23 protein-coding genes are annotated in these 26,361 nt (G+C 51.0%); 19 read left to right on the forward strand and 4 right to left on the reverse strand.

The genetic code is table 11. The features are described 5' to 3' along the window. Positions 1–86: 86 nt before the first annotated feature. The 19 genes from leuC (at position 87) to CBR65_RS02645 (ending at position 23,500) form a co-directional block, all read left to right on the forward strand. On the forward strand, positions 87–1,514 hold the full coding sequence (gene leuC, locus CBR65_RS02555) for a 3-isopropylmalate dehydratase large subunit (RefSeq protein WP_087465401.1): 1,428 nt from the start codon (positions 87–89) through the stop codon (positions 1,512–1,514). Continuing rightward, entirely contained in the window at positions 1,514–2,161 is a 648-nt protein-coding gene (leuD, locus tag CBR65_RS02560) for a 3-isopropylmalate dehydratase small subunit (RefSeq protein ID WP_087465402.1), read from the forward strand. The genes leuC and leuD overlap by 1 nt, the downstream gene beginning before the upstream one ends. 104 nt (positions 2,162–2,265) lie before the next feature. Beyond that, positions 2,266–3,345, forward strand: a complete 1,080-nt coding sequence (gene leuB, locus CBR65_RS02565; RefSeq protein ID WP_087465403.1) for a 3-isopropylmalate dehydrogenase — start codon at positions 2,266–2,268, stop codon at positions 3,343–3,345. A 51-nt stretch (positions 3,346–3,396) separates the two neighbouring features. After that, complete coding sequence (asd, locus tag CBR65_RS02570; protein WP_087465404.1) at positions 3,397–4,506, forward strand: aspartate-semialdehyde dehydrogenase; 1,110 nt, start codon at positions 3,397–3,399, stop codon at positions 4,504–4,506. Positions 4,507–4,860: 354 nt separating this feature from the next. Next, entirely contained in the window at positions 4,861–7,839 is a 2,979-nt protein-coding gene (locus CBR65_RS02575) for a FimV/HubP family polar landmark protein (protein WP_087465405.1), read from the forward strand. A gap of 89 nt (positions 7,840–7,928) precedes the next feature. Further along, complete coding sequence (gene truA / locus CBR65_RS02580) at positions 7,929–8,825, forward strand: tRNA pseudouridine(38-40) synthase TruA (protein ID WP_087468884.1); 897 nt, start codon at positions 7,929–7,931, stop codon at positions 8,823–8,825. Between the two features lie 95 nt (positions 8,826–8,920). After that, on the forward strand, positions 8,921–9,550 hold the full coding sequence (locus CBR65_RS02585) for a phosphoribosylanthranilate isomerase (RefSeq protein ID WP_087465406.1): 630 nt from the start codon (positions 8,921–8,923) through the stop codon (positions 9,548–9,550). A gap of 16 nt (positions 9,551–9,566) precedes the next feature. Next, positions 9,567–10,784 carry a tryptophan synthase subunit beta gene (gene trpB, locus CBR65_RS02590; RefSeq protein ID WP_369825656.1) on the forward strand — a complete coding sequence of 406 codons (1,218 nt, stop codon included), beginning with the start codon at positions 9,567–9,569 and terminating at the stop codon, positions 10,782–10,784. A 40-nt stretch (positions 10,785–10,824) separates the two neighbouring features. Then, positions 10,825–11,634 (forward strand): tryptophan synthase subunit alpha, encoded by an 810-nt coding sequence (trpA, locus tag CBR65_RS02595; RefSeq protein WP_087465407.1) that lies wholly within the window; start codon positions 10,825–10,827, stop codon positions 11,632–11,634. 44 nt (positions 11,635–11,678) lie between these two features. Further along, on the forward strand, positions 11,679–12,539 hold the full coding sequence (accD, locus tag CBR65_RS02600) for an acetyl-CoA carboxylase, carboxyltransferase subunit beta (RefSeq protein WP_087465408.1): 861 nt from the start codon (positions 11,679–11,681) through the stop codon (positions 12,537–12,539). 20 nt (positions 12,540–12,559) lie between these two features. Continuing rightward, positions 12,560–13,849 (forward strand): bifunctional tetrahydrofolate synthase/dihydrofolate synthase, encoded by a 1,290-nt coding sequence (gene folC / locus CBR65_RS02605; protein ID WP_087465409.1) that lies wholly within the window; start codon positions 12,560–12,562, stop codon positions 13,847–13,849. Beyond that, positions 13,846–14,421 (forward strand): SPOR domain-containing protein, encoded by a 576-nt coding sequence (locus tag CBR65_RS02610; protein ID WP_087465410.1) that lies wholly within the window; start codon positions 13,846–13,848, stop codon positions 14,419–14,421. The genes folC and CBR65_RS02610 overlap by 4 nt, the downstream gene beginning before the upstream one ends. 103 nt (positions 14,422–14,524) lie before the next feature. Further along, positions 14,525–15,025, forward strand: coding sequence for a CvpA family protein (locus CBR65_RS02615; protein WP_087465411.1), 501 nt, complete (start codon positions 14,525–14,527; stop codon positions 15,023–15,025). Between the two features lie 30 nt (positions 15,026–15,055). Continuing rightward, on the forward strand, positions 15,056–16,588 hold the full coding sequence (gene purF / locus CBR65_RS02620) for an amidophosphoribosyltransferase (protein WP_087465412.1): 1,533 nt from the start codon (positions 15,056–15,058) through the stop codon (positions 16,586–16,588). A 23-nt stretch (positions 16,589–16,611) separates the two neighbouring features. After that, complete coding sequence (locus tag CBR65_RS02625; RefSeq protein WP_087465413.1) at positions 16,612–17,805, forward strand: O-succinylhomoserine sulfhydrylase; 1,194 nt, start codon at positions 16,612–16,614, stop codon at positions 17,803–17,805. 28 nt (positions 17,806–17,833) lie between these two features. Then, on the forward strand, positions 17,834–18,757 hold the full coding sequence (locus tag CBR65_RS02630) for a MoxR family ATPase (protein ID WP_087465414.1): 924 nt from the start codon (positions 17,834–17,836) through the stop codon (positions 18,755–18,757). Positions 18,758–18,785: 28 nt separating this feature from the next. Then, a complete protein-coding gene (locus CBR65_RS02635) occupies positions 18,786–19,784 on the forward strand; it encodes a DUF58 domain-containing protein (protein WP_087465415.1) in 999 nt (332 codons plus the stop codon). Then, positions 19,777–21,783 carry a DUF3488 and transglutaminase-like domain-containing protein gene (locus CBR65_RS02640; RefSeq protein ID WP_198300861.1) on the forward strand — a complete coding sequence of 669 codons (2,007 nt, stop codon included), beginning with the start codon at positions 19,777–19,779 and terminating at the stop codon, positions 21,781–21,783. Before CBR65_RS02635 ends, CBR65_RS02640 begins: the two co-directional genes overlap by 8 nt. 403 nt (positions 21,784–22,186) lie before the next feature. Further along, complete coding sequence (locus CBR65_RS02645; protein ID WP_369825645.1) at positions 22,187–23,500, forward strand: ammonium transporter; 1,314 nt, start codon at positions 22,187–22,189, stop codon at positions 23,498–23,500. Between the two features lie 74 nt (positions 23,501–23,574). On the opposite strand, the gene CBR65_RS02650 is transcribed toward CBR65_RS02645, so the two are convergent. The 4 genes from CBR65_RS02650 to CBR65_RS02665 all read right to left on the reverse strand — a co-directional run bounded on the left by CBR65_RS02650 (position 23,575) and on the right by CBR65_RS02665 (position 26,355). Then, complete coding sequence (locus CBR65_RS02650) at positions 23,575–24,342, reverse strand: RNA methyltransferase (RefSeq protein ID WP_087465417.1); 768 nt, start codon at positions 24,340–24,342, stop codon at positions 23,575–23,577. 118 nt (positions 24,343–24,460) lie between these two features. After that, entirely contained in the window at positions 24,461–24,874 is a 414-nt protein-coding gene (locus CBR65_RS02655) for a CBS domain-containing protein (RefSeq protein WP_087465418.1), read from the reverse strand. Positions 24,875–24,952: 78 nt separating this feature from the next. Then, complete coding sequence (locus CBR65_RS02660) at positions 24,953–25,717, reverse strand: pyridoxine 5'-phosphate synthase (protein ID WP_087465419.1); 765 nt, start codon at positions 25,715–25,717, stop codon at positions 24,953–24,955. Next, positions 25,714–26,355, reverse strand: a complete 642-nt coding sequence (locus tag CBR65_RS02665) for a peptidylprolyl isomerase (RefSeq protein WP_087468887.1) — start codon at positions 26,353–26,355, stop codon at positions 25,714–25,716. Before CBR65_RS02665 ends, CBR65_RS02660 begins: the two co-directional genes overlap by 4 nt. Positions 26,356–26,361: the final 6 nt, after the last annotated feature.

Here is a 26,361-nt window from a genome sequence, read left to right on the forward strand (position 1 = left end):
TAAAATAACGCTCACATTCACAAAAACAGGCTTGAGCCTGATTCAAGTAACCCTTATTCAAGTAATCGTGCCCCAAGAGGTTAGCCATGGCCGCAAAAACTCTTTATGACAAGCTCTGGGATGCCCACCTTGTCCAGCAACGCGATGACGGTTCGGCATTGATTTATATCGACCGCCATATCGTTCATGAAGTGACGTCACCCCAGGCATTCGAGGGACTGCGTATGGCCGGGCGCAAACCCTGGCGTATTGATTCCATCCTCGCAACGCCTGACCATAATGTGCCAACCACACAGAAAGAGCGCGCGTTCGGCGTGAAAGGTATTCAGGACCCGGTGTCCCTTATTCAGGTGCAAACCCTGGACGACAACTGCGATGAATTCGGCATTGTAGAGTTTAAGATCAATGACAGCCGCCAAGGCATTGTGCATGTGATCGGCCCGGAAACCGGCGCCTGCTTGCCGGGGATGACTATTGTTTGCGGCGATTCCCACACGGCCACCAATGGCGCCCTCGGCGCTTTGGCTCATGGTATTGGCACCAGCGAAGTTGAACATGTGATGGCGACTCAATGTCTCGTCGCCAAAAAAATGAAAAACATGTTGATCACGGTCGATGGAAAATTGGGGGCTGGTGTTACGCCCAAAGATGTGGTCTTGGCAATTATCGCCAAAATCGGAACTGCCGGTGGCAACGGCCACGCGATGGAATTTGCCGGTCAGGTGTTTCGCGATATGAGCATGGAAGGGCGCATGACGGTATGCAACATGGCCATCGAAGCAGGTGCTCGCGCCGGTATGGTGGCGGTAGACCAAACCACGATTGATTATGTAAAAGGCCGGACCTACGCCCCCACGGGTGATTTGTGGGACAAGGCTGTTGCTGCCTGGCGTGACTTTAGAAGCGATGACGGCGCGCATTTCGATACAGTTGTTGAATTGCGTGGAGATGACATCAAACCTCAGGTCAGTTGGGGTACATCTCCGGAGATGGTGGTTGCGGTGGATGAGAAGGTTCCCGATCCCGCTAGCGAGTCCGATCCGGTGAAGCGCGAAGGTATGTTGCGTGCGTTGCAATATATGGGCTTACAAGCAAATCAACCGATGACATCCATCTATGTTGATCGTGTGTTTATCGGTTCTTGCACCAACTCTCGCATCGAAGATATCCGCGCTGCTGCGGCTGTAGTCAAAGGGCGTAACAAAGCTGCGAGTGTTAAGGAAGCTATTGTTGTGCCAGGTTCCGGTACGGTGAAAGCTCAAGCTGAGGCGGAAGGCTTGCATCATATTTTTATTGAGGCGGGTCTCGAATGGCGCGAGCCCGGGTGCTCCATGTGTCTGGCGATGAACGCTGATAAGTTGGGGGCTGGTGAACATTGCGCATCGACGTCCAATCGCAATTTTGAAGGGCGGCAGGGTTATGGTGGGCGCACGCATCTGGTGAGTCCGGCAATGGCCGCAGCGGCAGCCATTGCCGGTCATTTCGTCGATGTACGCGAATGGGGGAACGCATAATGAAAAGTTTTACAGTAATTACCGGTATCGCGGCGCCGATGGACCGCGCGAATGTCGACACGGACATGATCATCCCGAAGCAGTTTTTGAAGTCCATCAAACGCACGGGTTTCGGCAAAAACTTATTTGATGAGTTACGTTATCTGGACGAGGGAAAGCCGGACCAGGAATGTACGGGCCGTCCCTTGAATAAAGAGTTTCCGTTAAATTTCCCCCGCTATCAAGGTGCAACAATCTTATTATCGCGTGAAAATTTTGGCTGCGGTTCCAGCCGTGAGCATGCTCCTTGGGCATTGGATGACTACGGCTTTCGCAGCGTGATTGCGCCAAGCTTTGCGGATATTTTTTATAACAACTGCTTTAAAAATGGCTTGTTGCCGATTGTGTTAAGCGATGAAATTGTCGATCAATTATTTAAGGAAATGTATGCAGCGGAAGGTTACCAGTTAACCATTGATCTTGCTGCGCAGACCGTGCAAACCCCATCAGGAGAAACGTTTGCGTTTGACGTTGATGAGTTCCGCAAACATTGCTTATTAAATGGCCTGGATGACATCGGTTTGACGCTCGAACATGCTGATGCCATTCGTGCCTATGAAACAAAGCGACGGGCAGAGGCGCCTTGGCTGTTTGATGCAGTTAAATAATCCGCCGGTTTATCAAGGCGCGGTGCCATTGGCATTCGCGCCTATATTTTTATGCGTGTGTGGTGCTATCCACACGGAAATTGAATATTTAGGGGAGTAGGGATTTGGGTAAGCATATTTTAATACTTGAGGGTGATGGCATTGGTCCGGAGATTGTTGCCGAGGCGCGCAAGGTAATGGACTGTGTTAACGCCAAATACAAGCTGGGCCTGACATTTGAAAATGAACTGATGGGTGGCTGTGCTATTGATGTTCACGGCGTTCCGCTGGCCGACTCAACACTGGATAGAGCGCGTCAGGCGGATGCAATATTGCTGGGTGCAGTCGGTGGCCCCAAATGGGACAAGCTTGATCGCGCTATCCGTCCCGAGAAAGGGTTGCTGAAGATTCGCTCGCAATTAGGCTTGTATGCCAACCTGCGTCCCGCGCTGCTTTATCCACAATTGGTTGATGCATCCTCGCTGAAACCTGAAGTGGTATCAGGATTGGATATTTTGATTGTGCGTGAGCTGGCGGGCGGTATTTACTTCGGTGAGCCGCGCGGTATTCGCGTATTGGAAAATGGCGAGCGCGAGGGTTATAACACCTATAAATATTCGGAAAGTGAAATCCTGCGTATCGGGAGAACAGCATTCGAGATGGCGCGCAAGCGTAATCGCAAGGTCTGTTCGGTAGACAAGGCCAATGTGTTGGAAGCTACCATGCTCTGGCGTGAAGTCATGGACTCTTTGGCACCGGAATATCCCGATGTTGAGCTGTCGCACATGTATGTCGACAATGCAGCTATGCAACTGGTGCGTGCACCCAAACAATTCGACGTCATCGTCACTGGAAACATGTTTGGTGACATTCTGTCCGACGCGGCGGCGATGCTCACCGGCTCCATAGGTATGTTACCATCGGCCTCACTGGATAAAGACGGTCGCGGTATGTATGAACCTTGCCATGGTTCTGCGCCGGATATTGCCGGGCAGGGGATTGCTAATCCCTTGGCAACTATTCTGTCGGTATCCATGATGCTGCGCTATTCGTTATCAATGCCGGAAGTGGCGGATGCTATAGAGGTTGCCGTAGGGCAGGTGCTCGATGACGGTCTGCGTACGGCGGATATCTATACGGAGGGTAAAACCCGTGTGTCTACGGCGCAGATGGGTGATGCGGTCGTTGCGGCATTAAGTCGCTAAATGAAGCAAAGAAATTATTAACAAGTTAATAGTAAATCAGAGAGAACAGTCATGAGAGTAGGTTTTGTAGGTTGGCGTGGCATGGTGGGGTCTGTGTTAATGGATCGCATGCAAGCGGAAAATGATTTTGCTGATATCGAGCCGATTTTTTTCACCACATCCAATGTGGGTGGTGCAGCGCCGGCAGTGGCCAGTGGCCTGCCAGCGCTCAAGGATGCTTTTTCTATTGCTGACCTGAAACAACTGGACGTTATCATCACCTGCCAGGGGGGCGATTACACTAATGATGTATTTCCCAAGCTGCGCAGTGAAGGTTGGAACGGGTATTGGATTGATGCTGCATCCAGCCTTCGTATGGATAAGGATTCTCTGATTGTCCTCGATCCGGTAAACCTGGATGTCATCAAGAATGGTATCGCCAAGGGCGTTAAGAATTACATCGGTGGAAACTGTACTGTCAGTCTTATGTTAATGGGCTTGGGTGGTTTGTTTCGCGCTGGCTTGGTGGATTGGGTTTCTTCGATGACTTACCAGGCGGCTTCAGGTGCGGGTGCGCAAAATATGCGAGAGCTGATCAGCCAGATGGGCACTATCCATGCTTCGGTCGCTGATAAATTGGCCGATCCGGCTTCGGCAATTCTGGAGATAGATCGTCAGGTGGCTGAAACCATGCGTAGCGCTGACTTTCCTCGTGATAACTTCGGGCACCCATTGGCTGGCAGCCTTTTGCCCTACATCGATAAGCAATTGGAAAGCCGCCAAAGCAAAGAAGAATGGAAAGGGCAGGTCGAGACTAACAAGATTTTGGGTCGTAGTGAAAACCCCATTCCGGTGGATGGTCTCTGCGTTCGTATTGGTGCAATGCGTTGCCACAGTCAAGCATTGACGATCAAGCTAAACAAAGATGTTCCAGTTGCTGATATCGAAGCGATGCTGGCAGAAGCGAATCAATGGGCTAAAGTTGTACCAAACGAGCGCGATGCGAGTTTGCGTGATCTGACTCCGACAGCCGTAACCGGCACATTGTCAATACCGGTAGGGCGCTTGCGCAAGATGAATATGGGGCCGCAGTATCTGTCAGCTTTTACCGTCGGGGATCAACTGTTGTGGGGCGCAGCAGAACCTTTGCGCCGGATGTTGCGCATACTTAAGGAAGCCTGATAAAGAGCTAATGCGTGCAGAATCAACGCCTCGATTCTTATACCAGAATCGAGGCGTTTTTTTAGTCGGAGCGTTAATTTCACCCGGCGGGCGGTAAAATCTACCGCTTAATTTTGTGGAATATGCCCAAAAACGTTTAAAAATCTGCCAGCTTGGCTGCTTGTTAAGGGCTGAAGTGTTGATAAAAAGCTATTTATAATGAATACTTACGAAAGATAGTGAAGATTTATTCGAGGTTTTATAACCTCTGCATACAATGTCCAGGTTTAAGTACCCGATATTTTTGACCGACAAAATGTTGCCATCCCTGTCAGGTGCTTGAAACCAGGGGGGAGATAATAAAAGGATAGTCCTATGCATCTTCGAAAGCTGGTTGGGGTCTGTGGATTTGCCATAGCGTTTTTGGCAAATTACGCCAGTGCCTTGGGGTTGGGAGAAATCAAACTAAATTCAGCTCTGAATCAGCCGCTGGATGCTGAAATCAAATTGCTGGATGTTCGCGATCTCGGTGCGGATCAAGTCATCGTAGCACTTGGTTCTCCAGCCGATTTTGAGCGCAATGGTGTTGATCGCCTCTACTTCTACACGGAGCTCGAATTTCAGGTCTTATTAAATGAACCTGGCGGTGCCGTTGTTCGTGTTTCAACACGCAATCCCGTGCGTGAACCCTATCTCAATTTCCTGGTAGAGGCCCGTTGGCCCAGTGGTCGGCTGTTGCGCGAGTACACCTTGCTGATGGACTTGCCGACATTTGCCGATACGCCCTCAACGCCTGTTGAATCTGCTACATCGTATCCCCAGCCCATGACGCAACCGCGTACCAGCCCCACGGTACAGACGCCGACGCGTTCCAGCTCATCCGATTATTCCCAAACAACGCCTCGCCCAGAGCCTGAAGCTCCTTCGGGTGGTCGCCGTTCCGGGGCTGACTCCTATGGGCCTGTTGGCAGTAATGAAACCTTGTGGCAGATCGCTTTGGATGTTCGTCCGGAGCGCGGATTGTCAGTACACCAGACCATGCTGGCTATCCAGCGATTGAACCCCGACGCATTTATTAACGGCAATATCAATTTGCTGCGTAAAGGGCAAGTATTGCGCTTGCCTTCGGCCGATGAAATTCGCTCCATGTCTCGTGGTGATGCTGTTGCTGAGGTTGCAATGCAGAACCAGGAATGGTCTGGAAATGCCATGGGGGCTCAGTTGAATGCGTCGCGTCGCGAAGTGTCTACGCGTCGCGAGTCCCAGGATGTGAGCGGGCAGGTTCGACTCGCATCACCCGGCAGCGATTATGATGGCAGCGGACAGGGTAGCGGCAGTAATGCGGGCGACAGCCGTGGTTTGGAAAATGAACTGGCTGCTACTTTGGAAGAACTCGACAAAGCGCGTATGGAGAATTCCGATCTGAATTCACGGATTCAGGATCTGGAAGAGCAAATCGACACGATGGAGCGTTTGGTCGATGTCAGTAATGAGCAGCTTCGCGCGATGCAGTTGGCGGCTAGTCAACAAGCCGCAACGCAGGGCGAGGCAACTGAAACTACAACGCCGGATGCAATTCAGCCCGAAGAAGTGCAACCGGATGAACCAGTAGCTGGTGATGTTGTAACGCCAGAGCCTGCCATAGAGTCTGAGCTTGAGGCGCCAGTTGAAAGTGAGCCGGCTGAAACGCCTGCGCCGCAGGTAGTGGAGCCCGAACAAGCGAAGCCTGCACCGGTAAACCCTAATCGTGTGGTGCAATCCGCACCCAAGCCCACCATTGTTGATCACATCGTGGATAACGCTATCTGGATTGGCGCGGGTTTGCTGGTGTTATTGTTGGCTGCCTATGCACTGATCCGCCGTCGCAATGAACAAGCGATGGAAGAGGAAACTGCACAAGAAGACGATTTCTTCAGCATGCCTCCGGCTGATGAAGAAGCATACAACGAAGAGTATCAGGAAGATTATCCTGGCGAAGCGGAAGATGAGATGCCGCTGTTTGATGAAGATGATCTTCCGGCCGAGGCCGAGACAGGCGATGCGGTTGCGGAAGCTGATATCTATATAGCCTACGGCAAGTTCGATCAGGCAGAAGAGATGCTATTGACAGCTCTCTCAAGAGAGCCCTCTTCAGTGCCCATTCGAATGAAGTTGCTGGAGGTTTACTCCCAGACAGAAAACGTCGACAAGTTTGATCAACACTATGCCAGTTTATTGGGTGATGCGAGCCATGCAGAGCTGCAGCGAGCTGCTGAGTTGCGCGAAAGCATCCCCGGCGCGGGCGAGTTTGATTCGGGCCTCGATCTGTCGGCACAGGATGGCATTGATTTATCTTCCAGTGATGACACTGTTGATTTCGGCCTGGACGATGATTTGTACGGCGAGCCGGCGGATACCCAGCAAGCCTCGGCATCTACCACCGATGATGATTTCAGTTTTGATCTGGATTTGGAAGAAGAGTCGTCAGAGCCTTTGTCATTGGGTGAAACTCTGTCAAGAGAGTCTGATGTAGGTACGGCTAATACCCGATACGACCTCTCATTTGAAGAGCCTCAGGATACTGATGCGGTTGCGGGTGAAGATGAGTTTACTCTGGACCTTGATGATGACTTCTCTGTTGCCACCGATGAAACAGAAGTAAAGAAAGAAGAAACCAGTTCTTTCGATGATGACCTGGGAGAGCTTTCGTTCGAATTAGATGACGAGCCTCCGCTCAAAGAAACAGCGGCATCGCCAACATCTACTGCGGTGGAGGATGATGACTTCAGTTTCGACTTTGAAGAAACTGAACTGGCAGAAGACACAGAAGATGAAATTGCGTTTGGCGAAGCCGCGCCAGAGCAGGAAGAAAAGCCAGTACGTGCGTTAGATGATGATAATACCGACGACTTTAATCCAGACATGGACATGAGCGATCTGGATCTGGAAGCGCTGGATCATGAAATGGAAAGTCTGGACCATGAAATGGAAGGTCTTGACGCCGAGTTTGGTGAGACCGATGACAAGGCATTTGCGGATCTCGATGCTCAGCTGGAAGATGAACAGCCTTCACTGACAACGACTGATTTGCCTGATGCTGACGATGATATGTTTGAGCAGGCCTTATCTGAACTTCCGGATGAGGAGGCTGAAGATATGCCCGAGCTTGGTACTATGTCTGAGGCTGATATGGATGCCGAGCTGGACTTCCTTGCCGATACTGATGAGGCAGCAACCAAACTCGATCTGGCGCGTGCTTACATTGATATGGGTGACACTGACGGTGCGCGTGACATCCTTTCCGAAGTTGTTCAGGAAGGTAATGCCCAGCAGCGCGAAGAAGCTGAAGGTTTACTTGGCCGAATAGACGCCTGATTTGTTGATGTGCCAATAAAGCCTTGTGCACTTCGGTGCATGAGGCTTTGTTATTTGTGGCTGTTAGCTTTCTTAATGAAATTGCGCACATGAGTGAGAATTACGTCCCTACCAGTAAAGTTTATACCCGCAATGGCGAAGTGGTGGCTGACACTATTTGGCCTGAGGGTATGCAACGGGTGGCGATGGCGGTTGAATACAACGGCGCTGAATTTCATGGGTTTCAGACACAACCTAATGGTGTCAGTACAGTGCAGCAAGCGTTGGAGGTGGCTCTATCAACCATAGCTGCTGAGCCTGTTACCCTGGTATGCGCAGGACGTACGGATGCAGGTGTTCATGCCACTGCGCAAATTGTTCATTTTGATACATTGGCACAGCGCCCGGAGCGTGCCTGGGCACTGGGTACACGCGCTCATCTTCCGCCCAGTGTGGCCGTGCGCTGGGCAAAAAATGTTGCCCCTCAATTCCACGCACGTTTCAGCGCACATGCGCGTACATACCGTTACCTGCTATCGGATCGAGAGAGCTATTCCAGTCTGACCCATGATCGGGTGACCTGGTCAAACCGTCGGCTTGATGTGGACCGTATGCGGGAAGGTGCCGCTTGTTTGGTGGGCGAGCATGACTTTACATCATTCCGGGCTTCGCAATGCCAGGCGCGCAGCCCAGTGCGAAAAATTAATCATCTGCATATCGTCCGCCGCGGTGATTTGATCGTATTGGAGGTGCAGGCCAACGCATTTCTACATCATATGGTGCGTAACATTGTGGGCGTATTGATTGCGGTCGGTGTCGGCGATGTACCACCTTCATGGGTGGCGGAAGTACTCGCTGCAAAAAATCGCAGTGCTGGCGGTGTAACCGCAAGGCCCTTTGGCTTGTATCTGGTGTCAGTTGGTTATCCAGAGCATTTTGCATTGCCCGAAATATCGCCGGGCCCTTTATTTTTAGCCGAACCGGTGGGTGGTTTTATAGCACCATAGAATCGATCGGTGATGACGCCAAAAACCGGCAAGGTACAGTTTTTGAGGTAGTTTTCTGTTAGTATCGGCGCTTTATTTTCTTAACGGTTTGGACAGTGGCACGAGCCCGAATAAAAATTTGTGGTATTACCTCGGTAACTGATGCATTGGCTGCGCAAGAAGCGGGAGCCGATGCAATTGGTCTGGTGTTTTATGAGCCTAGCCCGCGAGCCATCGATGTTGACCTCGCTCAGGAAATAGCCCGTTCCGTTGGGCCATTTGTTACAACTGTCGGCTTATTTGTTAATGCGGAACCGGCTTATGTGAGTGAGGTGTTGAGTCGAGTGTCATTGCATGTATTGCAGTTTCATGGCGATGAGACATCTGCCTATTGTGAGTCTTTTGGTCGACCTTACATGAAAGCTATTCGTATGCGTCCGGCCCTGGATATTACATCGGCAATAGCGGGCTACCCTTCAGCGGCAGCAATTCTTCTGGATGCATACCGCCCCGGAGTTCCCGGAGGCACCGGTGAAACCTTTGATTGGCAGCGGGTTCCGAAGAATCCCGATAAAGCCATTGTCCTGGCAGGTGGATTGACTGCAGCCAACGTTGCTGACGCCATTCATACCACGAAGGTTTATGGGGTGGACGTAAGCGGCGGTGTTGAATCAGCCCCCGGTAAGAAAGATGCTGCCAAGGTAAGAGAATTTATTATCAATGCCAGTCATGGCTCGAACAGGTGAAGAAACGGTGAGTGATATCAAGCAGTCTTCCGTAATTGATTACAGCGCATTTCCCAACGCCGAAGGTCATTTTGGTCCCTATGGTGGCCGCTTTGTTTCGGAAACCCTTATATACGCGCTGGATGAGTTAAACACTATTTACACCCGTCTGAAGGATGATCCTGACTTTCAAGCCGAATTTGACAAAGATCTGGCCCATTATGTAGGCCGACCTTCTCCGCTGTACTTCGCGGAGCGCTGGACCCGGGAACTGGGTGGCGCGCAAATATTTTTGAAACGTGAAGATCTTAATCACACCGGTGCGCACAAGGTTAATAACACAATCGGACAGGCGCTTCTGGCCAAATTTACCGGTAAAGGCCGGGTTATCGCCGAGACCGGGGCAGGGCAGCACGGCGTCGCTACCGCCACAGTCGCGGCTCGGCTTGGCTTGAAATGCCGAGTGTATATGGGCGCAGAAGATGTCAAACGTCAGTCTTTGAACGTCTATCGAATGAAGTTACTTGGTGCGGAAGTATTTCCCGTCACGTCGGGCTCACGCACATTAAAAGATGCCATGAACGAAGCGATGCGTGACTGGGCTACGAATGTGGATGACACGTTCTATATCATTGGCACCGTCGCGGGTCCTCATCCTTACCCTCAACTGGTGCGTGATTTCCAGGCGGTAATCGGCCGTGAGGCGCGTGAACAATCTCTGGCGCAAGCTGGGAAATTACCTGATGCCCTGGTGGCGTGTGTCGGTGGTGGTTCAAATGCCATTGGTTTGTTCCATCCATTCCTGACCGATGAATCGGTGGCGATGTACGGCGTGGAAGCCGGGGGTCTGGGTATCGAAACGGGCAAACACGCAGCTCCTTTAAACAAAGGTATTCCCGGTGTCCTGCATGGCAACCGCACGTATCTGATGGAAGATGAAAACGGTCAAATTATCGAGACGCATTCTGTATCTGCTGGTCTTGATTATCCTGGTGTAGGTCCGGAACACTCCTGGTTAAAGGACATTGGTCGCGTAAACTATGTGGCAATTAATGATGATGAAGCGCTCGCTGCTTTCCGCAAAATAACGCGGACTGAGGGCATTATGCCAGCGCTGGAGTCCAGTCACGCCTTGGCTTATGTGGAGAAACTTGCACCTACCATGGGCAAAGATCAAATTATCATTGCCAATCTTTCCGGCCGGGGTGACAAGGATATTCTCACTGTTGCCGAAATCGATGGAATCACCGTTTAACCGCCATCGGGCACTATCAGTCGTCTAGGAATTTCAATTGATGAGTCGAATCTCGCAAGTCTTGAGTCAAGCTAAGGCCAATAATCGTAAAGCATTGGTAGCTTATATTGTTAATGGCGATCCTTATCCGGCAGCCACTTTGCCCGCTATGCATAAACTGGTGGAGCAAGGGGTTGATGTCATCGAGCTGGGTGTTCCCTTTTCCGATCCGATGGCCGAAGGGCCAGTTATCCAGAAAGGACATGAGCGGGCGCTCGCCCATAACATCAGTTTGAGAAATACCCTGGAAGTGGTGAGTGAGTTTCGTAAAACCAATAACCACACGCCTCTGGTATTGATGGGATACGCCAATCCGGTAGAGCGTTTTGGCTACGAAGCTTTCGCCAAGGCTGCAGCCGAAGCAGGCGTCGATGGTTTGTTGACGGTAGACTTGCCTCCTGAGGAAGTCGTGGTATTGAAGGATGCCTTGGATGCTGCGGGCCTCGATAACATCTTCCTGTTGGCACCGACAACAACCCTGGAGCGGGCGCGCAAAATTGCCAGCCACGCCAGTGGTTTTCTCTACTATGTATCTCTCAAAGGTGTTACCGGTGCCGGTCACTTGGATGTCGGTGCGGTAAAAGCCAAACTGGATGAGTTTGGTAAGCTTACCGATCTGCCGGTTTGTGTCGGTTTTGGCATCAAAGATCCTGAAACAGCCAAGGCGATTGCCTCCCTCGCGGATGGTGTAGTCGTTGGTAGTGTGTTGGTGGAAAAAATGGGCAGTATGGCTGACCAAGGCCAGGATGCGATTGCTCAGGCAGTCGGTGATATTGTTGGCGGCATCCGTCGGGCACTTGATGCGCGCTAAAACTGATTTTTAATGTCGAAAACTGTAACGAGAGAAGATAACCGATGAGTTGGTTAGACAAGATTATCCCTAACGTGGTGCGCTCGGAAGGCAAGCGCAGTACCAAAGTCCCTGAAGGTTTGTGGGAGAAATGTGTGAAGTGCGATGCAGTGCTTTACAAGCCCGAACTGGAAAAAAATCTCGATGTTTGTCCCAAGTGCGATCACCACAAACGCATGGGCGCACGAGCGCGCCTGAATGTATTCCTTGATGAAGATAATCGTAAGGAATTGGCGACGGAAGTTGAGCCTATTGACCGTCTGAAATTTAAAGACATCAAAAAATATAAAGAGCGTTTAACCTCAGCCCAGAAAACTACGGGCGAAAAAGATGCCTTGATTGCCATGAAGGGTGAGTTGAAGGGTATGCCGGTGGTAGCAGTGGCTTTTGAGTTTGCGTTCCACGGTGGTTCGATGGGATATGTGGTAGGTGAACGTTTTACCCGCGCTGCCAAAGTGGCCCTTGAAGAAAATATTCCGTTGATCTGTTTCTCCGCTACGGGCGGCGCTCGCATGCAAGAGGCGTTGATTTCTCTGATGCAGATGGCCAAAACCAGCGCGGTGATTGAGCGCTTGAAGATGCAGGGAACGCCTTATATTTCGATCATGACAGATCCGGTATATGGCGGTGTGTCAGCCAGTCTGGCGCTTTTGGGTGATATCAATGCCGCTGAGCCGGGTGCGCGCGCCGGTTTTGCTGGTCCAAATATTATCGAGCAAACCATTCGCCAGAAGTTACCTAAAGGTTTCCAGCGCAGTGAATTTTTGCTGGAGCATGGAGCTATCGACATGATCATTCACCGTCGTGACATGCGCGATAAAGTTGCTGCCTTGCTGGCGAAATTTACCCGTCGCGCAGCGGTTTAAACTTTTCGCCCTGCGCTTCGATGCAATTTTCATCACTTAATGACTGGTTGGGGTGGCTGGAAACCTGCCATCCCCAGGAGATCGACCTGGGGCTGGAGCGCATCCGCGTTGTCGCTCAACGATTGCAGTTGTTGAATCCCTCCGCAAGGGTTGTCACGGTTGGCGGCACTAACGGCAAGGGTTCATGTGTGGCGGCTACGGCTGCACTGTTGCGCGCCGCAGGGAAAAAAGTTGGCGTTTATACATCTCCCCATCTGCTGCACTATTGCGAACGCATCTGTATTGATGGCGTAAATGCCACTGAGGCAGAGGTTTGTGACGCATTCGAAAAGATTTATCTCGCTTGTAACGCTGTCAGTCTGACCTATTTTGAGTTTGGCACTCTCGCTGCATTGGAGATATTCCGCTGTCACCAGGTGGATGCCATAGTGCTGGAGGTCGGACTAGGCGGCCGGCTAGATGCCGTCAATATTATTGATGCCGATGTTGCTGTCATTACCAGTATCGATCTCGATCACCAGGACTGGTTGGGTAATGATCGAGAAAGTATCGGACAGGAAAAAGCGGGCATTATGCGTCCGCATCGGCCGGTTGTTTGCGCTGATCCTGTGCCACCAAAGACGGTGCTGGACACAGCGCAACATGTATCTGCTGTGTGGCACGGTGTGGGTGAGAGTTTTGCTTTTACTCAAGGGCATATGCGATGGGATTGGTGGGGGCTCGACCCCGCAGATCAACGCGTTGTTATGGAGCAGATGCCATTACCTGTGTTGCCCTTGCCGAGTCTTGCCGCTGCATTGCAAGTGGTGAATCTGCTCGGAATTGATCTCAGTAAAATTGACTGCGCCTCTGTGCTGGAGAATTTACAGCTTCCCGGGCGCTTTCAACAACTGCGCCATCTCAATCAGCATTTTATTCTGGATGTTGCGCACAATCCTGCCGCTACGCAGTACCTTGCGCGGCGCCTGCAAGCCCAGGATTTCTCGGGACGCATTATTGGTATTGTGGCGATGATGGCAGACAAGGATCGCTCGAATAGCCTGGGAAATCTTACGCATTTAATCAACGCCTGGTATCTGGCAGATCTCTCATGGTTGCCGCGCGCCGCTACGCCTGACCAATTGGCGCAGGACCTGCAACAACTGACCGTGCCTGTTGTCGGTCGTGGTACAGTGGCAGAGTGTATTGCGCAAGCGCTGACTGTTGCACAAGCTGAAGATCGAATCGTCGTCTTCGGTTCTTTCTATACTGTGGCTGCTGCGCTGGCCGTTTTGCAGCCTTTAGAGCCAGAGAGCGGGAGTCACCGGTGAAAGATGCCTTGAAACAAAGATTGGTTGGCGCGGTGGTCCTGGCTGCTATCGGTGTGATCTTCTTGCCTGGCTTTTTTAAAGAGCAGCAAGGGCACCAGGTTGAAACCCGCACACAAATTCCCACTGAGCCCTCCTCGCCGCACGTCACGTTTGAAACGCCGCAGCAGACTGAAGTTTCCCCTGCACCAGAACCGGAGACCATGTTTTTACCTCCGGAGCCTGAACCGAAGACTGAAATCGACGAGACCAGCCCATCCACGGCATCTGCTGAAAGCAAGCCTGCCGATACCACCGATGAGGTTCCTGAACTACCATTGGAAGCTGACGGAATTCCGGAAGCCTGGGTGGTACAGGTCGCGAGCCTTAGCAATAAAGAGGCTGCCAGCAAATTACGCGATGAGTTGCAGGCAGAAGGCCATAAGGCCTATGTGCGGACGGTTACTACCGCAAATGGCTCGGTAACCCGGGTTTTCATCGGTCCAAAACTGGATAAAGCGGAAGCCCTGAAAGTAAAAGCCGAAGTCGACAAGCGCCTGAAAGTGAATGCTATGGTGCTGCGATTCAAGCCTTGAAGTGGGTGAGGCGGGCCACCATTATTCCCTTGTTTTCGGGGTATCTGATGCAGGACCGGTCTGCTAAAATGCGCCTCCTTGATCAACCGGAGATTCCTGGCGCATGAATTGGGCAGATTGGACCATTGTCGTTATCTTGGTTCTATCCAGTTTGATCAGTATCAAGCGGGGTTTCGTCAAGGAAGCCCTTTCTCTCGCCACCTGGGTTCTGGCAGTCATTATTGCGCTATTCTTCAGCGAACGTCTGGCTGTCCTGTTAACGGATTCAATTACTACTCCCTCAGTCCGCGAGGTTGTCGCGTTTGCCATTTTATTTATTGCGACTTTATTGGTCGGTGCAATGGTGAATTATCTGATTGGAGAGTTGGTGCGGATTACCGGTCTATCCGGCACCGACCGCACTTTAGGCATGGTGTTCGGTTTGGCCCGTGGTTTTATTATCGTGATGGCATTACTGATTTTCTTGCCCTCATTGATTCCCGTTGAAGAAGATGGCTGGTGGCACGAATCACGATTGATTCCCTATTTTTTATCATTTGAAGACTGGGCTCGCTCTGCGGCCACAGACGTCTCGCAAATGTTTTCAGGTTTGTTCGGCAAGTAGCAATACACATTTTTTAAAGGTGAGGCAATTATGTGCGGCATTGTTGGTATTGTGGGTAAACGCGATGTGAATTTGCAGTTATACGACGCGTTAACCATATTGCAACACAGGGGGCAGGATGCCGCAGGGATTGTGACTTGTCAGGACGGTAGACTGGCGCAACAAAAAGCAAATGGTTTGGTGCAGGATGTGTTCAGGACGCGTCACATGCAACGGCTGGTGGGTAACATGGGGATTGGCCACGTCCGTTATCCTACCGCAGGCAGCTCCGGCCCGGCTCTTGCTCAGCCTTTCTATGTAAACTCACCCTATGGCGTTGCCCTGGCTCACAACGGCAACCTCACCAATGCGGCTCAACTGAGTGAAGAATTATTCAAGACCGATTTACGCCATGTGAATACCGACTCAGATTCTGAAGTTCTCTTGAACGTGTTTGCACACGAACTGCAATTGCAAGGAAAATTAACGCCCACCGCTGATGATATTTTTGCCGCTGTGTCTGGCGTACACCGTCGCGTCAGTGGCGGCTACGCAATAGTTTCCTTGATTGCGCGTTATGGTCTGGTCGCTTTCCGCGATCCCTTTGGAATCCGCCCTCTCGTATACGGCAAGCGTGAAACAGAAGAGGGCACAGAATATATGGTGGCTTCGGAAAGCGTCGCACTTAACGTATTGGGCTTTGAGTTGATGGATGATGTTGCTCCGGGTGAGGCCATCTATATCACTGAGGACGGGCAACTGCATCGTCGCCAATGCGGAGAAAACCCCAGTTTAAATCCCTGTATTTTTGAGCATGTTTATTTTGCTCGACCCGATTCCATCATTGATGGTATTTCGGTCTATAAGGCCCGCTTGCGTCAGGGTGAAAAACTGGCGGAGAAAATACTGCGCGAGCGTCCCGATCACGACATTGATGTTGTGATCCCGATTCCTGACAGCAGCCGCGTGGCGGGCCAGGCATTGGCGCAAAAACTGGGTGTAAAATTCCGCGAAGGCCTGGTGAAGAACCGTTACATCGGCCGCACATTCATTATGCCGGGCCAACAGCAGCGTAAAAAATCTGTGCGTCAGAAATTGAATCCTATTGACCTCGAATTTAAAGGAAAAAATGTGTTGCTGGTGGATGACTCCATCGTGCGCGGTACAACCTGTCAGCAAATTATTCAAATGTCGCGCGACGCTGGTGCCAAGAAAGTTTATTTTGCTTCCGCTTCACCAGCGGTCATCTATCCGAATGTGTATGGCATCGACATGCCTACGGCTTCCGAATTGATTGCACACGGTCGCACCCATGAAGAGGTGTGTCGCGAAATCGGGGCTGACTGGTTGATTTACCAGGATCTGGAAGATTTGATTGCCGCGTCTTCGGAAGGTAACAGCCGTGTCACCAATTTTGATTGCTCAGTGTTTACCGGCGAGTACATTACCGGAAAGGTTACGCAGGAATATCTCGATATGTTGGCGGCAGTACGCAATGACAATGCCAAAACCAAAACCGGTAAAAAAACTTTCAAGCCGGAAGATACTGTCATCGGTTTGCACAATGGTGTAGCCAATAGTTAGCAAAGATCAGCGGGAATATACCAATGGATGAGTTTGACAATTATCTGGATCATGCAGCGCTGGATACCTTGGCAGTCCGCGCCGGTCAGGTGCGCACTCAAGAAGGCGAACACAGCGAAGCCTTGTTTCTCACATCAAGTTACGTTTTCGGTAGCGCAAGTGAAGCTGCTCAACGTTTTTCCGGCGAGCAGCCCGGCAATGTGTATTCACGCTACACCAATCCGACGGTAAGAAACTTTGAACAGCGTATTGCTGCACTGGAAGGAGCGGAAGCTGCTGTAGGTACATCGTCAGGTATGGCGGCAATTTTGAGCACCTGTATTGCGTTGCTGCAATCCGGCGATCACATTGTCTGTTCTCGCAGTGTATTCGGTACGACAACGGTATTGCTAAGTAAATATTTGCAAAAATTCGGTGTCACGACCACTTTCGTAAATCCTGTTGACTACACTGCATGGCAAGCTGCTTTCACCCCCAAAACCAAATTGGTTTTTGTTGAAACGCCGTCTAATCCATTGTGTGATGTGATCGATATCCAGCGTCTTGCTGATATAACCCATCAGCATGATGCGTTACTGGTCGTGGATAATTGTTTTTGTACGCCGGCGTTGCAGCGCCCGCTGGAATTCGGAGCAGATTTAATCGTTCATTCCGCCACCAAATATATTGATGGCCAGGGGCGGTGTCTCGGCGGTGTAGTGGCAGGCCCAAAAAAATGGGTTGATGAGGTGCTCGGTTTTATTCGCAGTGCCGGGCCGACCATGAGCCCATTCAATGCCTGGGTATTTCTTAAGGGCTTGGAAACCTTGCGCTTGCGGATGGAAGCACATTCGCGCAATGCATTGGCACTGGCGCAATGGTTGGATGCGCAGCCGCAGGTTGAAAAAGTTTTTTATGCGGGACTGCCTTCACACAATGGCTACGAACTTGCCACCAAGCAGCAGTCTGCTTACGGTGGTGTGCTATCGTTTCGAGTGAAAGGTGATCGCGAAGCAGCGTGGAAGGTCATTGATGCAACACGCATTATGTCATTGACGGCCAACCTGGGTGATACCAAAACGACGATAGTGCATCCGGCCACCACAACCCATGGGCGCTTGAGTCCCGAGCAAAAAGCGGAAGCAGGTATCACGGAAAATTTAATCCGTGTTGCCGTTGGCCTCGAAGATATTGCTGATTTACAGGCGGATCTCGCGCGAGGGTTGGCTTCCTTGTAATGATCAACAATAAAGGCACCCAGGACTTATGCGGGATTTTATAGAAGTTATTGTTTCTGAAGTTGGTCGCGTATTGCTTGGCAAGGAAGATAAAATCAAACTCGCCTTAACCTGTTTGTTGTCCGACGGCCATTTATTGATTGAAGACCTGCCGGGGATGGGTAAGACCAGTCTGTCCCAGGCTCTTGCCAAAGTCCTCGGCCTTTCCCACCAACGTATTCAATTCACCAGTGATATGTTGCCCGCCGATATTCTCGGTGTTTCTGTTTTTGATCCCAAAGAAGGCCAATTTACTTTTCATCCTGGTCCAGTATTTACCCAGGTATTGCTGGCCGATGAGATTAATCGTACGACGCCAAAAACTCAAAGCGCGCTGCTGGAAGCGATGGAAGAAGGGCAGGTGACTATCGAAGGGGAAACCCGTGTCTTGCCCAAACCTTTCTTTGTTATTGCTACCCAAAACCCGCAATCCCAAATGGGCACTTATCCTTTGCCGGAGTCGCAATTGGATCGTTTCCTCATGCGTATCAGTTTGGGGTATCCGGATGCGACGGCGGAAAAACAATTATTTCTGGGCGGCGATCCGCGACAACATTTAAAAGATTTAAAAGTATGTATCACTCCGGCGCAGTTGCAGGACATCAAGCAAGCCACGCAGAAAATTAAAACCTCGGATAACCTGCTTGATTATCTTCAGCGCCTGATTCATTACACTCGTGTATCCGCGGATTTTTCTTACGGACTTTCACCGCGTGGCGCCATGGCATTGTTGCGCGCGGCGAAAACCTGGGCATTTATGCATGGTCGTGCTTATGTGATTCCCGAAGATATTCAGGCGCTGCTGCCGGCGGTGGTTACGCATCGCATTGCGCCGGCGTCTTCTGCTCGGGATCAGGGAGAACACACATTGGTTATCAAATTGCTCAATACCATTGATGTCGTTGCCAGTTAAACTACCGAAACATTTCTGACGAGGCGCCATGGACACCAAGCATTCTTTGGTTAATTCGCTGCGCAACAAGTTTTGGCAATGGGTGGCGCGGCGTGCACCCAAGGCACCTGCTGTAACCCTGCAACACAAATCCATTTATGTCTTTCCTGGCCGCCAAGGCTTGCTGTTTATCTTTGTGTTGGGATTGATGTGGCTATTGGGTACCAACTACGAAAATAATCTTATCCTGGCGGCAGCATTTCTATTGATGAGCATGATGATTGTCTCAGTGGTTCATGCATTTCGTAATTTGGCTGGACTGCGTTTTACGGCTATCGGTAGCCAGCCAGTGTTTGCCGGTGATTACGTGCGTTTTGATGTTTTACTGGAGGCAGCTCCGCGCACCGATCATGAAAACATCCAACTCAGCCTCGACGAGAATGTCTCCATCGCTGTGGATGTTCCCAAGGCTGGAGAGCAGCGGCTAAACCTCTCTGCTAAAACCCACCGGCGTGGCTGGTTTGAACCTGGGCGCTTGTCGGTTAAGAGCCATTATCCCCTGGGGCTGATCCGTGCCTGGTCATGGATTCAACTGGATGCTAAAGCGCTGGTGTATCCTGCGCCTCTGGCTTCTGCCGCACCGCCCATGAAGCCGGCTAATTCGCAACAGGGTGATTATCTGTCCAGAGAAAACAGTGAAGACTTTCAGGGTTTTCAGCGTTATCAGGCGGGCGCGCCTTTAGCTCATGTGGCCTGGAAACAATTTGCGCGCGGCGCCGGCTTACACCTGAAAGATTATGTGGGTTATCAAAATCAACAAGTCTGGTTGGATTGGGATGGTTTGCCGGGGTTGGACACGGAAACCCGTTTGTCGCAACTGTGTTATTGGGCCCTGGAACTGGCAAAGACCCACACCGAATTCGGCCTGCGTTTGCCCGATACGACGATTGAGTTGGGCGTAGGAAGTGCACATCAGGATCGGGTTCTGCGCGCACTGGCGTTGTTCGAAGTTGATGATCCGGATGCGGGAGGTCGAGGCTATGCGTGAAGCTGACCAGATACCGCGCAACAGCCTTGCCTGGTTGTTACTGGCCCAGGCCGTCATCCTCGCACCCCATGTGGTGCATGTTCCCTTGTGGATTTGGGGTGTGTGGTTGTTTGTGGTGTTCTGGCGCTGGCAGATCTTTCGTGGCGCCTGGGGGTTTCCCGGTTGGGCGGTAAAACTGGTGTTGGTGGCCAGCAGCAGTGCAGGTATATATCTTGTCTACCGTGGCAGCTTCGGGGTGCAGACCATGGTCGGGCTGCTGATCGTAGGATTTATTCTGAAGCTTATCGAAATGCGCAAACGCGGTGATTTATTGCTCCTGTGTCACCTGGGCTACTTTGTCATCGCCACCCAGTTTCTGTTCTTTTCCAATGTCTTTGCCGCGCTTTATGGGCTGCTTTCCCTGACGGTACTTTCCGCTACTTTGCTTGCTTCACATCAATCCCTGGACCAACACCGCTTTTGGCGCACATTGCGTTTGACCGGCATGCTGGTTTTGCAGGCAATACCCTTAATGCTGTTGTTGTTTTTAATTGCTCCGCGGGTTGGTCCTTTGTGGGCAGTGCCCGTGAATTCGAGTGCTGCTAAAACCGGCATGAGCGATACCATGTCTCCTGGTGATATCAGCCAGCTCAGCCGCTCGGCTGAATTGGTATTCCGTGCGACCTTTGATGGTGATGTGCCACCCCAGTCCGAGCTGTATTGGCGAGGACTGGTATTCTCCCATTTCGACGGGCGCCGCTGGTCGCAGTCGAACGCTCAGATATCCCGCGCCAACATTAACTGGCAGGAACAGGAGCGGGCTGATTGGCGCGATGAGCTGCGGTATGAGGGGAGAGAGTATCGTTATCAAGTCATTATCGAGCCAACACAGCAACCCTGGTTGCTTTCCTTGACGGCACCTCAGCAATGGGACAGTGAGGCGGGATTAACCCAAGAACTAAACCTGCAACGCAAAAGGCCTATTACCCAACGTATCCAGTATCGCATCACATCGTCTTTGGCTTTCAGCTACCAAGCGGATCAATTGGAGGATTGGCAACGACGGCAAGCGCTGCAATTACCTGGTGGTAGTAACCCGCGTACCCGGGAAATTGCCGAACAATGGCAACGGGAGGCAGGTTCGGCGGAAGCTCTGATTGAGCGGTTACTACAGCATTACAATGCCAGCTTTCGTTATACCCTTCAGCCTCCCATCCTTGGCCAGGAAAGTGTGGATGAGTTTCTTTGGCAGACTCAGAAGGGTTTTTGCGAACACTTTGCCAGTAGTTTTGTATTCTTTATGCGCGCCGCCGGTATACCCGCTCGAGTTGTCGTGGGGTACCAAGGCGGTGAATACAATCCCCTGGAGAATTATTACGCCGTGCGTCAGCGTGAGGCGCATGCCTGGAGCGAGGTATGGTTGCCGGGACGCGGCTGGGTCAGGATTGATCCGACGGCAGCCGTGGCGCCTGAACGCATAGAGCAGGGGGTAGATTTTTCATTAGAGGAAGAAGATATCCAACTACTCGACAATTCCTTCGTGAGCGGGATTTCGCTACTCAATACCCTGCGCTTGCGGTGGGAGGGTTTTAATTATCTCTGGAGCCGCTGGGTTCTGGGATACAACGCTGAAACACAGGGCGCATTCCTTGAGCGCTTGCTCGGTGGTATGGATATCTGGCGCATTGCGTTGTTTGTTTTGGTGGCGGGTGCACTGATCATCGGTGCCATTATGCTGTTTCTGTTGTGGGGGCAGCGCAAGCGGTACCATTATCCAGCAGATCGTTACTATCAACGCTTTTGTAATAAGTTGGCCCGTTCCGGGTTCTCCCGGCAGCCGGGCGAAGCACCGCGAGATTTTGCGCAGCGGGTGTCGCAGCAGCGACCAGATTTATCGACACCTTTGTATACCATCACCGAACTTTACGAATGGGCCAGCTATGCGGGCAATCAAGCTGCATTGGTTGATCTTAAGCGTGCCGTTACACGTTTTGTGGTTCGACCCGGCCTTTCCTCCTGATTCACCATAATGGGCATCAACAGGGCGCATGCACACTTGCTTGCGCATATATTGTGCTTCTTATTATTGATGTGCATTTTTATTGTGCATTCATATGGATAGCTGTCTTATTTTGGTGCGATCCTGGGGCCGTTATTCATCCTCGTATCTTGCAAGTCTTTGAATTTAAATAAATTATTGATTTGGCGTAATTCTTGCTGAGCCGAATTATCTGCACAAAACTGTTGCGGAATTATGAGGTTTGCACCTCGTTTAACCAAAATATCAATCGATAAAACCCATTTGTTGACAACTTGTCAGGTTATTCAACCTTATCGCTATCGTTGGTGATTCAAAGTGGGGCATTTATGGTGATCTTACAGCTCGCTGCTAGCAGATGAGCATACAACTATAAGGAGTGATCATGAAAAACGTCGCCCGTGCGCTTTTCTCTTTCTCAACCCTCGCCGCCATCCTCATGGCTGCTCCCGCCGCCTGGGCTCTGGACGGCGTTGACGGGGCCAACACGGCCTGGATACTCACTGCCACCGCTCTGGTGTTATTCATGACCTTGCCCGGCCTGTCATTGTTTTACGGTGGTCTGGTGCGGGTCAGAAACGTGTTATCTGTATTAATGCAATGTTTTGCCATCGCCTGCTTGATGTCGTTGTTGTGGATGATTGCCGGCTATAGCCTCAGTTTCGGTGATGGCAACGCTTATATCGGTGACTTCAGCAAAGTATTTCTGGCTTCGGTCGGTGAGGATGCCTTGTGGGGCGACATTCCCGAGAGTCTATTCGCCACCTTTCAAATGACCTTTGCCATTATTACGCCGGCATTGATCGTGGGCGCCTTTGCCGAGCGCATGAAGTTTTCTTCCATGTTGCTGTTTTCCGCGCTCTGGTTATTCGCCGTGTATGTACCGGTATGCCATTGGGTGTGGAGCGGTAATGGCTGGCTATTCAATATGGGGCTGCTGGATTTTGCCGGTGGTACGGTGGTGCATATTACTGCTGGTGTCGCCGCCCTGGTGGCAGCGCTGGTTATGGGTAATCGCAGCGGCTTTCCGACGACGCCCATGCCACCGCATAACATGACCATGACCGTCACTGGCGCAGGCATGCTCTGGGTCGGTTGGTTTGGTTTTAACGCGGGCAGTGCACTGGCAGCGAATGGCAATGCCACCATGGCGATGCTGGTCACACATATCTCCGCAGCGGCCGGCTCCCTGGCCTGGATGACCATCGAATGGATCAAATTCCGTAAGCCCAGCGTCCTGGGTATTGTGACCGGCATGGTCGCTGGTTTGGGAACCATCACCCCGGCCTCGGGTTATGTTGGCCCGGGCGGTGCTTTGATTATCGGTTTGTGTGCCGGTGTGGTGTGTTTCTTTATGACGCAATTGATCAAGCGTGTGTGGAAGATCGACGATTCGCTCGATGTGTTTCCAGTCCACGGTGTCGGCGGTGTTCTGGGGACTATCCTGGCTGGCATATTTGCTTCTACCGAACTGGGTGTATTCAGCGGCCAAGGTTTTGCGGAAGGAATTAACAGCATCGGTGAACAATTGGGCGTTCAGTTTATCGGCGTGATCGTCACTTTTGTTTATACCGCTGTGGTCACCTATATTTTGCTGAAGATCACGGGTGTATTGACCGCTGGTTTACGAGTAACCAAAGAAGAAGAGATGGTGGGGCTCGATATCAGCTTGCACGAAGAGGATGGTTATAAGCTTTAATACAGGCGCATAAAAAAACGCCATGGCAGCCGGCGGTTGTCATGGCGTTTTGTTTTCCGGGGATCGCATTCTCATTAGCGAAAAGCAATCAATGCTGCCGTCACGGCAACATTCAGGGATTCCACGCCGTTATTCATCGGAATGCGCACGCGCTGGTTGCAGAGTTTTTCAACCTCTTGCGATACACCTTCAGTCTCATTGCCTAATACATAAATACACGCGCTCTTCGGGTGAAAGTCTTTCAGGGTCTCAGACGCATGGGATGAGAGGCAACAGATATCCACGCCGCGTTGTTGAAAATCCTTGAGCGCACTTGCCAGGCTATTACAACGCAATATCGGCGCACGAAACAAGGTGCCGGCACTGGCTTTGATGACCAGTGGGTCAATCTGCGCACTGCCTTTTTGTGGCAATAAAATGCCATTGATATTTCCCGCGCAGGCTGAGCGGATAATCATGCCCAGATTCTGCGGGTTATTGACGCCGTCCAGTGCCAGTAAGGTGAAAGACGTTGATGGGCTTTCCTTGATAAATGCTTCGTAGGTTTTGTAGCCGCGCAGTTCCAGATCAGCTGCTACGCCCTGATCCTGTTTCGCATTTTTGGATATACGCGATAGCGCTGCGCGCGAGTGATAAACAATCTCAGCGCCTTTTTCCTGCGCTATAGCGATGATGTCATCAAGAATATCTGCCGACTTATTGCTGTCTGCCAAATGCAGACGATAAATGCCTACCGCTGGGTCTTGTAAGGCTTCAAGCACAGGCTTGCGGCCGTATACGGTGAGCAGATTTTCAAAAAAACGTTTTTTGTCGCGGTAGGTTTCGCTATCGGTTTTGTTCATGGAGGCTATAGGGGTGTAAGTGATCGGGATGCGGATTATATCCCGATCAGGGTGTGTGACGTGAAAGATTCAGCAGCGCTTTTGTTCTTGCAGCGATTCTTATTTTAAAACAGGTTAATCAATACCGCACATAGCGCGCTTCATCGTTGTGCATTAACGCGTGCAAAATTAATCGTCGATTGATAAGACCCACCAGTTTGCCATTGACTACCACCGGGTAGTTTTTAGGTTTGTTCAACAACATGGTTTCAGCTATTTCAAGAATTGACGTGTCCGGTGTGACGGTCAGAACATCCTTGCGCATGATGCTGGTGACGGGGGGCGGCTCATCACAGAAAAACGCGCTATTAAGCATCTCCTTTATGCAATCCTGTTCTGACACGAAGCCAACAACTTGCCGGTTTGCATCAATAACCGGCGCGCCGGTGAGGTTGTTGGTGAGCAGGTGATCAACGACTTGTTCTACATTGGCGGAGACGAGAATGGCGTGCGCATTATGCTGCATATAATCTTTGACAAGAATGGATGGCATTGCGTGATCCTCCACTGAGTACTCAGTTAAAAGCTTAGACCACAACCGCGTACATTTCCGCCGTAATTCAAGTCTTTGTTATACGTCCTCACATAATGTTTTGTAGGCACGCACGGCTTTGTCCAATCCCATCGCGATGGCGTCGACAGTTAATGCGTGGCCGATAGACACTTCCAGCAAGTCAGGGACCATTCGAAACATGGGCAGGTTTTGCAGATTCAGGTCATGTCCGGCATTCAGGCCGATACCGATTTTTTGTGCGTGAACAGCGGCATCAAAATAGCGTTTGAAAAGCACGTCGAATTCAGCATCTTGATGCTTGAATGCTTCGGCATAAGGGCCGGTGTACAACTCGATACGGTCTGCACCTATATCCTTGGCCAAACTGATTTGGTCGATGTCCGGGTCCATAAACAGGCTGACACGTACCCCGATGTCCTGCAATTCCCGGATCAAAGGGCGCAATTGCGCGCCGGACCTATGCAAATCAAAACCGTGATCTGAAGTTAATTGATCATTGTTATCGGGTACCAGCGTGCATTGGTGTGGTCGCGTATCACGCACCAATTTAATAAAGCCAGGAAAGCTTCCCATCGATTCCGCGTAAGGATTACCTTCGATATTAAATTCGATGGTGCCTTTGTCGCGTACCAGTTCTGACAACACATAGACATCGCCGGGACGAATGTGTCGTTGGTCCGGGCGCGGGTGAACCGTCAGGCCGTCAGCACCAGCGGCGAGACAGATCTCGGCATGACTCACCAGGTCGGGGTAATTGCCCGGACGAGAGTTACGAATTAAGGCAATCTTATTCAGGTTAACGCTTAATGCTGTGCGGCTCATGAGCGTGGCACCAGCGCGTCACTGACATTGTTGTTTTTCAGTGGGTCTTTCCTTTCCGTTTGACCTGTTGCACTTTGATTGCTTTTGTCCAGGCGCGTAGCGCTGAGGATGCGCACTGCATAATTGGGCGCGTCGGGAAAAGCGCGGAACATCCCGCGTGGCTCAGCCACAATTTTTTCTACAACATCCATGCCTTCCACGACCTTACCGAAAACGGCGTAACCGGGTTTATTTTCTTTGGCATCCAATGAAGGATTGGCTCGCAGGTTAATAAAAAATTGCGAGGTGGCGCTGTCGGGATCGTTAGTGCGGGCCATTGACAGGGTTTTATAGTCGTTCTTTAAACCGTTATTGGATTCATTCTTTATTGGATCGCGGGTGGCTTTCCCCGCAAATTCAAAATTCATACCGCCGCCCTGAACCACAAAACCGGGAATGACGCGATGAAAGATGGTGCCGTCATAAAATTTACTGTCGACGTACGCAAGGAAATTTGCCACGGTGATCGGCGCTTCCTTCGGATAAAGTTCTATCACAATAGTGCCCAGATCGGTTTTTAAAGACACCTGAGGGTTTTGTTGTGCAGCCACCAGTGAAGACACCAGACTTAGCAGCAAAATTGCCATTGTTTTTTGCATAACCTT

The sequence above is a fragment of the Cellvibrio sp. PSBB006 genome (assembly GCF_002162135.1).
GTDB lineage: Bacteria > Pseudomonadota > Gammaproteobacteria > Pseudomonadales > Cellvibrionaceae > Cellvibrio.